At 41.4% G+C, this 15,815-nt stretch carries 15 protein-coding genes; 12 read left to right on the top strand and 3 right to left on the bottom strand.

Going from position 1 to position 15,815, the window contains the following annotated elements; all coding sequences use genetic code 11:
• Positions 1 to 32: 32 nt before the first annotated feature.
• From EGX73_RS12970 to EGX73_RS12990, 5 genes are all read left to right on the top strand, one after another.
• Positions 33 to 1,196, top strand: coding sequence for a class I SAM-dependent RNA methyltransferase (locus tag EGX73_RS12970; protein WP_003126638.1), 1,164 nt, complete (start codon positions 33 to 35; stop codon positions 1,194 to 1,196).
• Positions 1,193 to 2,686 (top strand): carboxypeptidase M32, encoded by a 1,494-nt coding sequence (locus tag EGX73_RS12975; RefSeq protein WP_003126636.1) that lies wholly within the window; start codon positions 1,193 to 1,195, stop codon positions 2,684 to 2,686. Before EGX73_RS12970 ends, EGX73_RS12975 begins: the two co-directional genes overlap by 4 nt.
• Positions 2,687 to 2,865: 179 nt before the next feature.
• Positions 2,866 to 3,507: an HD domain-containing protein gene (locus EGX73_RS12980; protein ID WP_021149662.1), complete on the top strand. Its 642-nt coding sequence runs from the start codon at positions 2,866 to 2,868 to the stop codon at positions 3,505 to 3,507.
• A 72-nt stretch (positions 3,508 to 3,579) separates the two neighbouring features.
• Positions 3,580 to 3,945: a hypothetical protein gene (locus EGX73_RS12985; protein WP_050801524.1), complete on the top strand. Its 366-nt coding sequence runs from the start codon at positions 3,580 to 3,582 to the stop codon at positions 3,943 to 3,945.
• An 11-nt stretch (positions 3,946 to 3,956) separates the two neighbouring features.
• Complete coding sequence (locus EGX73_RS12990) at positions 3,957 to 4,181, top strand: hypothetical protein (RefSeq protein WP_005473199.1); 225 nt, start codon at positions 3,957 to 3,959, stop codon at positions 4,179 to 4,181.
• Positions 4,182 to 4,422: 241 nt separating this feature from the next.
• Here EGX73_RS12990 and EGX73_RS12995 read toward each other — a convergent pair whose 3' ends face one another.
• Positions 4,423 to 4,749, bottom strand: a complete 327-nt coding sequence (locus tag EGX73_RS12995) for a hypothetical protein (RefSeq protein ID WP_003126632.1) — start codon at positions 4,747 to 4,749, stop codon at positions 4,423 to 4,425.
• 95 nt (positions 4,750 to 4,844) lie between these two features.
• Here EGX73_RS12995 and EGX73_RS13000 point away from each other — a divergent pair, with 95 nt between their 5' ends.
• A complete protein-coding gene (locus EGX73_RS13000; RefSeq protein ID WP_003126631.1) occupies positions 4,845 to 6,002 on the top strand; it encodes a VanZ family protein in 1,158 nt (385 codons plus the stop codon).
• A gap of 51 nt (positions 6,003 to 6,053) precedes the next feature.
• On the top strand, positions 6,054 to 7,400 hold the full coding sequence (locus EGX73_RS13005; protein WP_003126629.1) for a DEAD/DEAH box helicase: 1,347 nt from the start codon (positions 6,054 to 6,056) through the stop codon (positions 7,398 to 7,400).
• A 50-nt stretch (positions 7,401 to 7,450) separates the two neighbouring features.
• On the opposite strand, the gene EGX73_RS13010 is transcribed toward EGX73_RS13005, so the two are convergent.
• Positions 7,451 to 7,882 (bottom strand): GNAT family N-acetyltransferase, encoded by a 432-nt coding sequence (locus EGX73_RS13010; protein ID WP_123866993.1) that lies wholly within the window; start codon positions 7,880 to 7,882, stop codon positions 7,451 to 7,453.
• Positions 7,883 to 7,946: 64 nt separating this feature from the next.
• Here EGX73_RS13010 and EGX73_RS13015 point away from each other — a divergent pair, with 64 nt between their 5' ends.
• From EGX73_RS13015 to cls, 4 genes are all read left to right on the top strand, one after another.
• Positions 7,947 to 8,999, top strand: a complete 1,053-nt coding sequence (locus EGX73_RS13015; protein ID WP_005473192.1) for a hypothetical protein — start codon at positions 7,947 to 7,949, stop codon at positions 8,997 to 8,999.
• A gap of 372 nt (positions 9,000 to 9,371) precedes the next feature.
• Entirely contained in the window at positions 9,372 to 12,014 is a 2,643-nt protein-coding gene (gene alaS, locus EGX73_RS13020; RefSeq protein ID WP_003126626.1) for an alanine--tRNA ligase, read from the top strand.
• Positions 12,015 to 12,306: 292 nt separating this feature from the next.
• Positions 12,307 to 13,446 (top strand): cation diffusion facilitator family transporter, encoded by a 1,140-nt coding sequence (locus EGX73_RS13025; RefSeq protein WP_003126624.1) that lies wholly within the window; start codon positions 12,307 to 12,309, stop codon positions 13,444 to 13,446.
• A gap of 9 nt (positions 13,447 to 13,455) precedes the next feature.
• Positions 13,456 to 14,922, top strand: a complete 1,467-nt coding sequence (cls, locus tag EGX73_RS13030; protein WP_003126623.1) for a cardiolipin synthase — start codon at positions 13,456 to 13,458, stop codon at positions 14,920 to 14,922.
• Here cls and EGX73_RS13035 read toward each other — a convergent pair.
• Positions 14,905 to 15,318 carry a ribonuclease HI family protein gene (locus EGX73_RS13035; protein ID WP_005473186.1) on the bottom strand — a complete coding sequence of 138 codons (414 nt, stop codon included), beginning with the start codon at positions 15,316 to 15,318 and terminating at the stop codon, positions 14,905 to 14,907. The genes cls and EGX73_RS13035 overlap by 18 nt on opposite strands.
• Positions 15,319 to 15,384: 66 nt before the next feature.
• Between EGX73_RS13035 and EGX73_RS13040 the strand changes: the two genes are divergently transcribed.
• Positions 15,385 to 15,792: an EbsA family protein gene (locus EGX73_RS13040; RefSeq protein ID WP_005473184.1), complete on the top strand. Its 408-nt coding sequence runs from the start codon at positions 15,385 to 15,387 to the stop codon at positions 15,790 to 15,792.
• The last annotated feature ends 23 nt before the right edge of the window (positions 15,793 to 15,815 follow it).

The raw sequence follows: 15,815 nt of genomic DNA on the forward strand, positions 1-15,815 counted from the left end.
GAAGGTTTTTTTATATCAAGAAGGAGAAATCTATGACAGAAAAAGTATTTGATTGTGTCGCAACCGCTGCTAGTGGGTTAGAAGCGCTAGTTGGTAAGGAGTTGCGAGATTTAGGCATTGAATGCCAAGTAGAAAATGGACGGGCTCGTTTCAAAGGAACGTTGGAGACCATTGCAACCGCCAATCTCTGGTTACGCACAGCTGACCGCATTAAGATTGTGGTGGGAGAATTTGATGTATACACCTTTGATGAATTATTTGAGCAAGTCAAAGCATTACCTTGGGAAGACTTTCTGCCGCTAGACGCAGAGTTTCCTGTGGCAGGTAAATCGATCAAATCGAAGTTATTCAGTGTGCCTGATTGTCAGGCAATCACAAAAAAAGCGATCGTTAATCGATTACGGGAAGTTTATCATCGCCCTGCAAGTGTTCCTTTAACTGAAAGTGGTGCTTTCTTTCAGTTGGAAGTTGCTTTGTTGAAAGATCATGCCATGATCACACTCGATACGACAGGACCGAGTTTGTTCAAACGTGGCTATCGACTAGAAAAAGGGGGCGCACCCTTAAAAGAAAATATGGCTGCAGCATTAGTCATGTTGACCAACTGGCGCAAAGACCGACCGTTTGTTGATCCTGTATGCGGTTCCGGTACACTGTGCATCGAAGCAGCACTGATCGGACATAATATTGCCCCTGGATTCAATCGCTCCTTTGTCTGTGAGACATGGGATTGGGTTCCAGCTGAAGTATTTGAGACTGTAAGAGCTCAGGCAGACGAAGCAGCCGATTACGATAGCCAACTGGACATTATGGGCTCAGATATCAATGGACGGATGATCGAAATCGCCAAAGCAAACGCGGAAGAGATTGGTCTAGGTGATTCCATCACCTTCAAACAACAAGCAGTCAAAGATTTTAAAACAGACAAAGAATACGGCGTGATCGTTGCCAACCCACCATATGGGGAACGTTTAGGAGAAGAAGAGACGGTACAGCGCTTGTACCGTGAAATGGGCGAAGTCTTTCGGCCATTAAAAACTTGGAGCAAATACATTTTGACCAGTGACCTTACATTTGAGACCCACTATGGTGAAAAAGCAACCAAGAAGCGCAAACTATATAATGGTGCGTTGCGTACGGATTTCTTCCAGTATTGGGGCAGTCGCCCACCGCGTAAAAAGGAGACGGTTGAATGAAAGAACAAGAATTTCTAAAAGAATTAAAAGAGCTCGATTTGCTGTCACAAGCAATGGGAATCCTTGGTTGGGATACTCAGACGGGAATGCCTGAAAAGGCCAGCGAATATCGCAGTGAAGTTGACAGCTACTTGTATGGCTTGTATTTCGAAAAGAAAGTCGGACCAACGATCCAAGAAGCCATTACTTATTTTGGTCAGCACCCTGATGAATTATCTGAAGTTGGTCAAGCAGCTTATCAGCTGGTGAAAGAAGAATATGAGCTGCAAAAAAATGTTCCTAATGAATTAGCGATCGCAGCTTCTGCTGCTACTTCTAGAGCTCATACTGCTTGGACGCAAGCCCGCAAAGCGAAAGATTTCTCTTTATTCAAGGAAGCATTAGCTGAGAATATCCATTTGACAAAAGAGCTGATCCCTTATTGGAAAAAAGAGGAACGGACAAATTATGATGTTCTTTTGAATCAATATGAACCGAACATGACCGTTGAAATCTTGGATAATGTGTTTTCACAAGTTCGTGATGGAATCATGGATATTCGTCGCCAGTTAGAAAAAGGTACTCCACCAGATACAACGATCTTATCTCGTGAAATGACAGAGGCGCAACAGCGGAAATTCATCTCGAAAGTCATCACAGACTTAGGGTATGATTTTTCTCGCGGGCGGTTGGACAATACGGTGCATCCTTTTGCGACCGGCATTAACCACAATGATGTTCGCTTGACGACTCGTTGGAATGAAGAAGATTTTTCGATGGGAATATTCGGCGTGATTCATGAAGCAGGCCACGGCATGTATGAACAAAACATTGATGAAAAATTTGAAGGAACGCCGGTCCACGAAGGAGCATCCATGGGAATCCATGAATCGCAATCTTTATTCAATGAGATCATTATCGGTAGCAATCGTAATTTTTGGGAGAAACAATACCCTTATTTTCAAGAGTGTGCAGAAGGAACTTTCGATGATGTTTCCTTTGAGACTTTCTACAATGCATTAAAATTTACCCAAGCAAGTTTGATTCGGATCGAAGCAGATAGCCTGACGTATGTTTTGCATATCATTATCCGTTACGAGATTGAGAAGATGATTTTCAATGAAGAAGTGAATGTGGAAGATCTGCCAACTATTTGGAATGATAAATATGAAGAATACTTAGGCGTACGTCCGCAAAATGATTTAGAAGGTATCTTGCAAGACGTTCATTGGTCAGGGTCAAGTTTTGGCTATTTCCCATCATACGCGTTAGGATACATGTATGCGGCACAGCTTTTTCATGCAATGGAAAAAGAGATCGATGTCGATGCTGTATTGGCTTCTGATGATTATTCAGAGATCCGCCAATGGTTGACCACGCACATTCATCAATACGGGGCTTCTAAAAAACCAAATCAATTGATTCTGGATGCGACAGGAGAACTGTTAAATCCGCAATATTTATTGGATTATCTGCGGAAGGTTTATTTTTCTGTTTATCAAATCCGCTAATGAGCAAGCCTTTCGTTCACTCGAAAGGCTTCTTCTCATCTTTAAAAAAACGCACGGGAAACTAGGTAGCTAGACGATAGTCTTCATTGACTTTGGGTTCTGATACTTTGATGGAATCGGACGATTGAATCAGAATGCTAGCAATAGAAACAAGATAAAAAAGACAGGAGTTTCAAAAAATGGCTGATATAGCACCAATTTATGAATATGCCAAATTGATTTTGGGAACTGATCACACAGGACATGGCTTTGATCATGTCAAGAGAGTAGCCGCAATGGCCAAACAGATCATTGCCGAAGATCAACTGCAAGTAGATGATTATGTTGTGGAAGCAGCGGCATTTTTACACGATACCATCGATGATAAGGTGGTGAAAGATGTGGTGAAAGCCAAAGAAGAAGTGCAGCAATGCCTTCTCGCTGCTGGAGCCACAGCAGAACAAATCAGTCATATATTTACAATCATTGAGAATCTCTCTTTCTCAAAAGAGTTACTGGCAGGGGCACAAGTCTCCTCTTTAGAAGGACAAATCGTGAAAGATGCGGATCGCTTAGATGCATTAGGCGCAATTGGTATTTTGCGTACTAGTTACTTTGGCGGTGCACATCAGCATCCGATCCATGAATCAGAGCGAGCGCCGAAAACGTTCACAAACCACGCTGACTACCGAAAAGGGACCACCGTGATCAATCATTTCTATGAAAAGTTGTTTTTATTGCCTGAAAAAATGCACACGCACTTTGGTAAACAAGAAGCACTGCGGCGTAAAGACGTTATGACAACCTTTTTAACTGAATTTTATAGAGAATGGGATGTTTAGTAATTTTTAATCTTCAGTTCGATTCCTTTGTGTTTCCTCTGTATTTATCTATAATTATAAATAAGGGGAGAGATGGATATGTATTACAAACAAGCGCTGAAACCGAATGAATTATTACCTGCACTTTCTGATTCTGGGGAATGTTTTTTTATCATTCGAGCAGCATTACCCATCCGGAATTATCAAGTTGCCATTTACCGGTACGATGATGAGTATTTTTTATTGCAAGATGAACGTTTATTTAATCAGATCTCTAGTATTTCCAGGGAACGGCAAGGAGATGAAGAACAGATTCTGCCATTCATTGAAGAAGCATTAGAAGACAATCACTATTTTCTAGTGGAAAAAGAGTTTATCCGCTTGGATTTATTGACGCTACAAAAAATGACAACCATTCAATCGTTTGAAATATTGTTTTACGAATTCTTTGATTTTTGAGGTGATGGGTGATGAAAAAAACGGAATACCTAACCATTGAGGATGCAGCACTCGCTGATTTATTTCTTGATCTGGGTGATAAGTACAGCAACCTCGAATTGATTGACGAAGAAAAAGATTTGGATGTGGTCGTTTTGTCAAATAGCGACTGGCAATATCTTTTGGAACAACTGGATGATGAAGTCAAGGAGCAATTTCTTGCACAGACCGAGACTGATTTTCTAGACGAGGAGTAAGAATAGAGGGGCAAATGCCCAATGAATGTATGTAGGTTAAAGAAAAACAGAAGAACACAAAACAAAAAAATATCCGAACGATAGTCGATGAAGAATGCGATGCGCTTAACTTAAGTCCGCATGCATGTAAGTACGCTTGATCATTCAGCTATCGTTCGGATAATTGTTTTGTTTGACGGATTCATTTGTTTTTCAGAGCGCCTGTCAGTCAACATTTGAATAAAGTGAAACTGTATCTTTTTCATTTGGATTGGAGACGTACTTTTTTGATTTTAGCATAACCCCGAAAAATATTGCGGATCACTAACAAGAGACCGATCAGCAACGGAATAGCTAATAAGTAGAGGGAATAGCCATGGACCTGCTCTACCGCAGCAGCATTGGTTTTATTTACTTCTGTCAGCGCCTGTTGGATCACTTGGAAACTGAATACACTCATAAATCCAGCAATGATAAAGAGTACAAACCCTAAATAAGGAATATGAGAAGAACGGCGAAAAAGCGCAAAGCCGATATAGAGCAATAAAAGAAAAAATGGCACACCAAAAGCAAAATAAGGATTCAACATGTTTTTTTACCTCCTTTTATTTATCATACTCCAAAATTTACGTTTTGGGAATTACAGTGTAAGATTAAAAGGAAATAGATTTTTAGGAGGATGTTATGTCAGCTTATCTTATGCCAATCAAGGTTGCATTACTGTTATTTCCATTCTTGGCACTTGCAATCTCGTCGATATTTTTTGTGCGCCAATACCGTAAATTTGGCCGATTTATTTTTTCACGAGCAATTGTACTTTATTCATTTGTTTTTTATCTGCTTTGTGCCTATTTCTTGGTCATTTTGCCGTTGCCGAGTATTGAAGAAGTCGCTCAAATGACCGGTCCCAAAATGGAGTGGCAGTTAGGTGCTTCCTGGCAGCATTTTTTGCAGCAAACGGTGTTACAAATCAATGATCCCACTACGTATCTTCCGGCTTTGAAGCAAAACGTAGTCTTAGAGCCATTATTCAATCTTTTTTTGACACTGCCTTTTGGTGTCTATATGCGCTACTACTTTAAATTGTCTTTTCCGAAGACGATTGTGGCAACCTTTGGCTTATCACTGTTCTTTGAATTGACTCAGTTAACTGGATTATACTTTATTTATCCGCGCCCTTATCGGTTGTTTGACGTCAATGATTTATTTGTCAATACCCTTGGCGGGACCATTGGCTTTTTGGTGACGCCATTGTTCACCTTCCTGTTGCCTACCCGTGAAGAGATGGATGCCGAATCTTATGCCAAAGATAATCGAGTGACGTTTACTCGCCGATTTGTTGCTTGGCTGATCGATTGGGGAATATTGAATTTATTCGCTTGGATGCTTATGATTCTGTTAAGAGTGACTGTGAATAAAGAAATCGATGACTTTACGAATGATTATTGGTATTTTTTACTAGAAGTAGTTCTTTACTTTATTCTTTTGAATTATATTCTCAATGGACAAACGCTAGGAAAAAAACTTGTTCGCATTCGAGTGATGGAGGAAAATCATTCCCGTGTCAGTTTCAGAGCAATTTTTAAGCGTTATGGATTGCTCTATCTGATCTATGTTAGTGCGACACGCATCAATGTGTTGTTTACGCCTTTTATTCAATCTACTAATCAAATGCTCGTCCTAGTGAGTTTGTTGGTTGTGTTGATTTTTGGTTTGATCCAACTTGGATTTTATTGCAACATCCTTTGGGCAGCATTCAAAAAACAACCGCGATTCTTTTACGAAAAAAGAACGGCTACTTATGTAGTAAGCACGATCCAGCGAAACAAGGTTAGGAATTGAGCTGGAAATATGCTATAATCCAAAAGATGTCAATAGAAAGAAGGTGTTTGAATGTCTTTTGAGTCATTTAAATTTCAACCATTTATTTACGAAGCGTTAGCGGAGAAGAAATTTACTTCACCAACAGAAGTTCAAGAAAAATTAATCCCTGTGATCCAAAAAGGTCGCAGTGTCGTGGGACAATCCCAAACTGGAAGTGGGAAGACGCATACATTTTTGCTTCCTTTGATGGATCAAATCGATCCGCAAAAAGATGAAGTGCAAGTCGTGATCACTGCACCGAGTCGTGAATTAGCCACGCAGATTTATCAAGCGGCAAAACAACTAGCAGAATTTCAGCAACCAGAGATTCGTGTGACCAACTTTGTAGGCGGCACGGATAAACAACGACAAATGGACCGCTTGCAAAACCAGCAGCCGCAGCTTGTTATCGGGACACCGGGACGAATTCTAGATATGATCAATGAACAAGCACTGGCTGTGCATACGGCACGAGCCTTTGTCATTGATGAAGCAGATATGACATTAGATATGGGCTTTTTGGAAGAAGTGGACCAAATTGCTAGTCGATTGCCGGAAAAACTGCAAATGTTAGTTTTCTCTGCAACGATTCCAGAAAAGCTGCGTCCATTTTTGAAAAAATATCTCGAAAATCCATTGATCGAAGAAATTCGTCCGAAAGCAGTCATCTCTGAATCCATTGAAAATTGGTTGATCTCAACTAAAGGAAAAGATAAGAATCAATTGGTTTATCAACTACTAACGACGGGACATCCTTATTTGGCGATTGTTTTTGCCAATACCAAATCCCGAGTGGATGAATTAACCGACTATCTGAAAGAAAAAGGGCTGAAAGTAGCCAAGATCCATGGCGATATCACACCGCGAGAACGCAAACGTGTGATGCGTCAGGTTCAAAATTTAGAGTATCAATATGTAGTCGCAACTGATTTAGCTGCTCGCGGGATTGACATCGAGGGAGTTTCGCATGTAATCAATGCTGAGATTCCGGCGGATTTGGATTTCTTTATTCATCGTGTGGGACGTACTGGACGTAATCAGTTAGCTGGAACAGCGATCACTTTGTATGATCCTAGTGACGAACAAGCCATTCAAGCAATCGAAGATTTAGGTGTAAAATTCCAACCAAAAGAAATCAAAAATGGGGAGATCGTTGCAACATATGATCGGAATCGTCGACAAAAACGTGAAAAATCAAGAGACGAATTAGACCCAACATTGATTGGGTTGGTCAAGAAGAAAAAGAAAAAAATCAAGCCTGGCTACAAGAAGAAAATTCAGTGGGCTGTTGATAAGAAAAACAAAGAGAAACGAAAGATCGAACGTCGTCAGTCGAATCGCTCTGCTCGCAAGAATAAAAAAAATTCCAGTATCTAATTTAAGGAACACCCATCGGCCAGGCAATGGCTATTGGGTGTTCCTTCGTTTTAGCAAAGATTTTTTTCCATTTTTACACAGAGGATTCCATCTTCTTCAAAAGGAGGAGAGAGGATCTCACAGCCGCATTTTTGATAAAAGCCGACTGCTGCAATTTCAGAAGACAAAACCGACCAGCAAAAGCCATTGGTGATCGCTTTTTGCTCATAGGCCGCTAACAACTGCCGTCCTATCCCTTGCTTTCGATAGTTTTTAGCCACGCAAAAGCGATCGGGCTGGATCGTTTGCGAATCCAACGATTGATAGCGAATAGTGGCAATTGGTACTTGGCCTTCTGCCAGTAGAAAATAATGGCAGAACTGATCTTTTTGATCAAATTCTAATTCAGGAGCGATTCCTTGTTCGTCGACAAAGACAGATCTTCTAAGTGCAAAAACAGCCTGCTGAATCCAGTCCTCCCGCCCAAAATAAAGCTGCATCATTTTTCCTCCCAATTCATGGTATACTCAATCTATATTGATTGTAGCAGATGAAAGGGGAAAGCTCGTGGATTTTTTCGAAGCATTGCAATGGACGAATTGGAAAAATTTGACTGCTGAAGTCAAAAGCCAAGTGTTTCAGCAAGTAGTCATGTACTTTGTCAGCCCATTGAAAGAAATTACAGATGTTCATTTTATTAAAACAAGCTATGCAGGAATCAAGTGTGAGACCTTTGAATTAACGATTGATGAGGAACCCTTCGTCTTTGTGCCTGGAAATTATGAAACAATTCTAGGCTGGGACTTGGGCATTCAGGGATTGCCGATAACCTGCTGGTCTAAAATGTGGCAAGAACCTCTCAGCCCTTCGCTCCGTCGCTTGATCAAAGGCTACGGATTGTCAAACGCTGAGGAGTGGGGAGATTTTGTAAATGAATCAATGAGCCCATTACGCAAAGCGACCATCCCACCCATGTTGGTGCAGAAAATGGCATTGCCAGCAGGTACTCGTTTGATTGGAGAACTAGATACAGTCACGGGAGAATTCCATGGTCATGTTGATCAATTTGAAACTTTTGGTTCCGAGATACGGCAGGCATTTCAGCAGCCGCGAAGTTTTGAAGAAAGTTTGCAGTGGGAAATGCCAAGAACAATCAGTGCCGAAAATCAGTACTTTGCGGAACTGTATCCAGTGTCTGGCAATTATCATGTATACACCCACCAACGAATGACCCAAAATGAATTGCAGCACTGGCTGGGACAGCAGGGATATGATTTGATGAATGAAGAACAGTGGGAATATGTAGTGGGCGCCGGGACCCGTCGTTTATTTCGTTGGGGCAATGAAAAACCCTGTGAGGATGGTGTCAAATTGACCAAAAAAGCATTGGCTGAGCCGAACATGTTTGGCTTGATTTATCCGTATGCCAATGGATGGGAGTTAACTGACAGTTCATTTCTAAAGATGGAAGATTGGCCAGAGTGCGGCAATCCATTACTGGATACATTGCCCTATGCTAGTTATTATCGGTCACGCAAAATGTTGCAAGCAAACCAGCAGTTGGACCCTGAAAAATACCGCTACCGAAAAGCAGTTATTATTGATCGAGAACGGATTTGAGGATTGACTTTTTGTGAACATTTCCTTATACTTTTAAAGACGAAGGACATGGTTGATTTGTTCATTCTTTACAGAAAGTTTTTCAAAGCTGAGAGAAAAACAAGAATCCTAATTGATCGCTCCCTTTGGTATCTGATTCAGTAGAAATGCTGACGCCTGCTCTGCGTTATCGAGTCTGAGAGGTAATGATCAACATCATTGCAAGTAAGGTGGTACCGCGTAGCTACGTCCTTGCTCTGCAGTGGTGTTTTTTTGTTTGACTACCCAGAAGCGAGTTCGTCGAATGAACAGATATCAGAGAGAAAGGTCACCAAAGAACAAAAGCATTCCTTGCTCCCAAGCGATTTTATCATTAGAAAGTAGGAAAACTATATGAAACACTTATCAAGTGCCGAAGTTCGTCAAATGTTTCTCGATTTCTTTCAATCAAAAGGACATTCGATCGAGCCTAGTGCATCACTCGTCCCTGTAAATGACCCAACATTGTTGTGGATCAACTCAGGTGTAGCAACATTGAAAAAATATTTTGACGGTACCGTTGTTCCAGAAAATCCGCGAATCACCAATGCACAAAAATCGATTCGGACCAACGATATCGAAAATGTTGGTAAGACAGCACGTCACCACACCATGTTTGAAATGTTAGGAAATTTTTCGATTGGTGATTACTTCAAAAATGAAGCAATCCATTGGGCGTGGGAGTTTTTGACTTCTCCAGAATGGATGGCCTTTGATCCAGAAAAGCTTTATGTCACAGTGTATCCAAAAGACACAGAAGCAAAACGAATTTGGCGCGAAGAAATCGGGTTGACTCCAGAACACATCGTAGAGATCGAAGACAACTTCTGGGATATCGGTGCTGGACCTTGTGGACCAGATTCAGAGATTTTTTATGACCGCGGACCTGAGTTCAACGATGTCGCAGAAGATGATCCGGAGAATTATCCTGGCGGTGAAAATGAACGCTATTTGGAAATTTGGAATTTGGTCTTTTCAGAGTTCAATCATCAAGCAGATGGCACGTATGAACCATTACCACATAAAAACATTGATACGGGGATGGGGCTTGAACGGATGGTGTCGATCATCCAAAATGCACCAACCAACTTTGAAACAGATCTCTTTATGCCGATCATCGAAGCGGTTCAAGAATTGAGCGGCAATTTTGCATATGGTGAAAGCAAAGCAACAGATATTTCCTTCAAAGTGATCGCCGACCACATTCGCGCGCTTTCTTTTGCTATAGGCGATGGTGCACTACCGTCAAACGAAGGACGCGGATACGTGTTGCGCCGTTTGCTACGCCGCGCCGTCATGCATGGCAAGAAATTAGGTATCGATTCAGCCTTTTTATATAAACTTGTTCCGATCGTAGGAAAAATCATGGAGAGTTATTATCCGGAAGTATTGGCTCAACAAGCGTTTATCGAAAAAGTAATCCGTAATGAAGAAGAACGGTTCCATGAAACCATCAATGAAGGATTAGAGATCTTGAACCAAGTCATTGCTAAAGTGAAGGCAGATGGGCAAGAGACATTAGCAGGTGCCGATATCTTTAAGTTGTATGATACTTACGGATTCCCTGTTGAATTGACTGAAGAAGTCGCTCAAGATGAAGGGTTGAAAGTTGATCATGCCGGTTTTGAAAAAGAAATGGATGCACAGCGGGCACGGGCTCGTTCTGCTCGATCGACTGAGCTTTCTATGGGTGTTCAATCCGCTCTTTTGACTGATATCAAAGTCGAAAGCCGTTTTGTTGGCTACGAAAGCCTTGAAGCCAACAGCGAATTGTTAGTGATCATTCAAGAGGAACAATTGCTTGATACAGTAACCACTGGTGAAGCCAAACTGATCTTCAAAGAAACACCATTCTATGCAGAAATGGGTGGTCAAGTAGCGGACACTGGTACTGTTGTTGACCAATCTGGTGTTATCGTTGCTGAGATCACTGATGTAAAAAAAGCACCAAATGGCCAGTTTTTGCATACTGCGAAGGTAACTGGCAACTTGACGGAAGGGGCTTCTTATTTCTTGCAAGTTGATCAGCACCGTCGGAACAAAATCATCAAAAACCACACAGCCACTCATTTATTGCACAAAGCGTTGAAAGAAGTGCTAGGTAGCCATGCAAATCAAGCAGGTTCATTAGTTGCACCTGGACACTTGCGTTTTGACTTTAGTCATTTTGGCCAAGTGACTGCAGACGAATTAAGTCAGATGGAACAAATCGTCAATCAGAAAATTTGGGAAGCTTTGCCAGTCGTAACTATCGAAACCGACATCGATACGGCGAAGGGCATGGGGGCGATGGCTCTCTTTGGCGAAAAATACGGCCAGGATGTGCGTGTAGTCAATGTCGCAGATTGGTCTATCGAGCTTTGCGGTGGCACACATGTCGCCAATACAGAAGATATCGGTATTTTCAAAATTGTTTCTGAATCCGGGATTGGTGCTGGCGTTCGTCGGATTGAAGCAGTGACGAGTCAAGAAGCTTACGCATTGCTGCATGAAGGAGAAGCACAGCTAAAAGCCATTGCAGGGATCGTCAAATCGGCACAAATCAAAGATGTAGTCAGCAAAACAGAACAATTACAGCAACAACTGCGGGATCTGCAAAAAGAAAATCAAGCACTGGCGAGCAAACTAGCCAATCAACAAGCTGGCGATGTTTTCAAAGATGTCAAAGAAGTGAATGGGATTCGTTTTATTGCTGCAAAAGTAACTGTCAAAGATATGAATCAGTTACGCCAATTGGCAGACCAATGGAAACAAAAAGAATTATCGGATGTTTTAGTTCTTGCTACAGCCAACGATGGCAAAGTTAATCTGTTGGCTGCAATGACGCCACAGGCAAATGAGAAAGGCTTGAAAGCTGGAGATTTGATCAAGCACATCGCACCGAAAGTCGGCGGCGGTGGCGGCGGACGTCCAGATATGGCACAAGCCGGTGGGAAGCAACCAGAAGGAATCGACGCTGCATTGACTGAAGTAGCCAATTGGTTAGCCGCAAACTGATTCTTTAACAGCAAATCATAAAAAAATGTATAACATCAAGAAATATCCGAACTGGAATTGTGTGTCAGAGAGCTGCCGCGTCTTTTTATAAGACGTTCGGTAGAGGATCGAAACGCGATTCCTTCGGGTATTTTTTCTGTTTTTGCAGAAATTGGATTTTATTAAAGAGAAATTTTGGAATAGCTGAAGCATTCATTTTTAGAAAAATACGTTTTTTACATGCTTTTAGTTGTTTTACTGATTTCATTCGGGGTAAAATAAGAAAGACGAATTTACGCTTGGAGGGAATGTTATGCTGCGCTTCTTTTTAAAGCGAATGAAAGGAAACGCAACTGATCGCACCATGATCGGTAAACTTGCGGGCTATCTGGGATTGCTCTCAAATGCACTTCTTTTTGTCGCAAAGTTTCTGATTGGACTGTCGGCACAATCGGTCTCGATCATGGCAGATGCTATCAATAGTCTGTCTGACACCGCCTCCTCCTTTTTGACATTGATCGGTTTTCGGATTGCTGCCAAGCCGGCGGATAGGGAGCATCCCTACGGCCATGAACGGTTTGAATACATTAGCGGTTTTGTGGTTTCTTTACTGATCACATTTGTTGGTTTTCAGTTTCTAAAAAATGCCTTTGAAAAAATCATTGCTCCTGAACCGATCCGTTTATCACCATGGTTGTTTATTGTGCTGATCTTGTCAATCGGATTAAAGCTTTGGCAAGGTCTCATGTACCGTCAATTGGCGAAGAAAATTGACTCTGCAACCTTACAAGCTAGCGGACAAGATAGTTTTAATGATGTACTCACAACAGTTGCGGTCTTGCTCTCTGCATTGATTGAATGGGGAACCGGTTGGCGGGTGGATGGGTATATTGGCTTGCTGATCGCGCTATACATTTTATTTAGTGGTATCATGATGATCCGTACCTTTATCAATGAACTGCTAGGTGCACGTCCGACAGAAGCTGAAATCCGTGAGATGGAGGATCGACTAGATCGTTATCCAACAATATTGGGGTACCATGATCTGCTCGTTCATAACTATGGTCCCAAGAATCGTTTTGCTAGTGTTCATATTGAAGTCAATGAAAGCTGGAGTTTGTCACAAGCCCATGAAGTAATTGATGCGATCGAACATGATTTTCAAAGGAACCTTCAAGTTGAATTGGTTTGTCATCTTGATCCTGTCCCTATCCAAAATAAACAGTACCGGCAGTTGCGGGAAAAAGTCAGACAAATCGTTGAGACGATTGATCCAGAGTTAAGGATGCACGACTTTCGGATTCACGAAAAACAGTTTGCTTTTGATTTGGTGATCCCAAAGCAAAGAAATTACACAGATCGTGAACTGCAAGATAAAATTTATCAAAAGATTACGCATGAAATCGGCACGTATGAGGTGGCGATCACGTTTGATCATACTTATTTGTTGTAGGAGGAAAATATGATAAAAATGGATATGAGTGTGGTTTCGACCGTCTTTTTGGCGTTGCTGTTTGTCAATACAGTTGCGGCATTTATTACTGTCTTTCGTAAACCGCGATCAATTGCAAGTGTTTTTGCCTGGATGATGACATTAGTCTTTATCCCGGGTTTTGGGTTTTTGTTGTATTTGTTTTGTGGTCGAGGAATCGACGGAGAAATCATTTATAAATTCAGTGAGCACCATCAAAGCAGGATCAATGAATTAAATCAAATCATCAAAGTCCACAATTATTTCTTTCCAGAGCATCCATACTCAGATGACAACCATCTATTGGAACGGTATTTTAAAAATTTAGATGAATCCCCTTTGACAAAAGGCAATCAGGTACAATTTTATACGGACGGCAAGGAAAAATTTGCTGCCTTATTTTCAGATATGCAAAATGCTGAAGACAATATTCATGTGGAATACTATTCTTTTTTTAATGATGAAATTGGTGGGCAGTTTCTTGATGTCCTAATTGAAAAAGCCAAGCAAGGAGTAGAAGTTCGACTAATATTCGATCCATGGGGTTCTCCCAAAGCAAATCGTAAATTCTTTCAGCCATTAATGGACGCTGGCGGAAAGGTCGTGCCCTTTATTACTTCAAAAAATTTGATTCGCAATACACGTTTGAATTACCATTTGCATCGCAAAATCGTGGTGATTGATGGCCAAATTGGCTGGACCGGCGGGTTTAATGTAGGGGATCAATATTTAGGTAAAAAAGCAAAATTTGGTTATTGGCGGGATACACATGCGCGAATCGTTGGAACTGCTAGTTTTACCTTACAGGAAATCTTTATCCGCGATTGGAATGCCTCGATTAGAAATGAAGCAGATCAACTGGAATATGAAGATCGCTATTTCATTTTACCGCCTAAAGAAGAGGCAGGTCATGTCGATATGCAAATCGTGGCCGACGGACCTGAGACGGAAACGCAGATTCTTAAAGGCGGCTTCGTCAAGATGATTTTGGCGGCTGAAAAATCGATTTGGATCCAAACCCCTTATCTGATTCCTGACGACAGTATGATGAATGCCTTGGAGATCGCCATCCACTCAGGTGTAGATGTTCGAATCATGATTCCCTGCATGCCGGATCATCCATTTATCTATCGAGCGACCCAACACTATGCCAACTATTTACATCGCCGGGGAGCGAAAATCTATATCTATGAGAATGGATTTTTACATGCCAAAACTGTTATGATGGATGATACCATCTGCTCGTTTGGAACGACAAATCAGGACATTCGCAGTTATGCGTTGAATTTTGAAGTCAATGCATTCGTTTATGATCAAGAAGTCACGGCGCAATTAAAAACGATTTTTGAAGAGGATATGCTGCAGTCCACTTTATTGACAGATGAAATGCTGGCTAAACAATCTTACTGGTTGCGTTTCAAGCAAAACTTTTCTCGTTTGTTATCGCCGATCTTGTAATTTTAAAGCCTTAGCTACCCCTTGACGGGCCAGATGGTCGGCACCTTTGTTTTGAGATTCGGGAATCCATTGGACAATCAGTAAAGTGAAATAGGGCAGCAACTCTTGGATTTCCTCTAAATACTTCCGAAAATCGGGGTTGTTCGTATCATTTTTGTCGATTGTTTGAGCGACGACTTTACTGTCTGTATAAAGCATGATCGTCTGGTCTTGCCATTCTTTCGTTAAGAGAAATTCAAGAGCATGATGCATCGCAGCAAATTCTGCTTGGTGATTTGTGAGCGTGGGTAGTACAAAGGCATGCTGTTCATGCAGGTCTTCCCCTACAATCAACAGACCGCCGCCACTAGGTCCAGGGTTTCCTTTGGTTGAAGCATCGAGATACACTTTTAGCATGAGTTGACTCCTTCTGTTATGATGGATATAAGTATACTAGAAATTGATCGCGTGAGGAAATTATTTATGAAACGTAACTATTTTTGGCAACCAGAACCAGCCACCGCAATTATCTATTGGTCCAGTTCACTGATCGTTTTGTTTTACAGCTTGATTTTGGCACTGGAAAATACTCGCCCTTATTGGAAAAGCAATCTTGTGTTGGGGATTTTTCTATTTCTTGTCTGGTTAGGATTGCAGCGCCGCCTTTATTTGACGGAGAAGACCATCAAAATCACCTATGCCCGCTTTTGGAAACGAGTAGTTATTCCTCTCGAGAAAATCCAAGCCATTGGGATAGAGAATCATCATTTGAGAATCGTGACCAATGAAAGAAGCTATACGTTTGTAATGCGTAAAAAAGATCTTGAAGTATTACAGACACACTTTGTTAATCTAGTGCCTATTCTTGAAAGACAAGAGTCAGAAAAATAATTCTGGCTCTTTTTTTATTCCGG

The sequence above is a fragment of the Enterococcus sp. FDAARGOS_553 genome (assembly GCF_003812305.1).
In the GTDB taxonomy this organism is placed as follows: domain Bacteria; phylum Bacillota; class Bacilli; order Lactobacillales; family Enterococcaceae; genus Enterococcus_D; species Enterococcus_D gallinarum.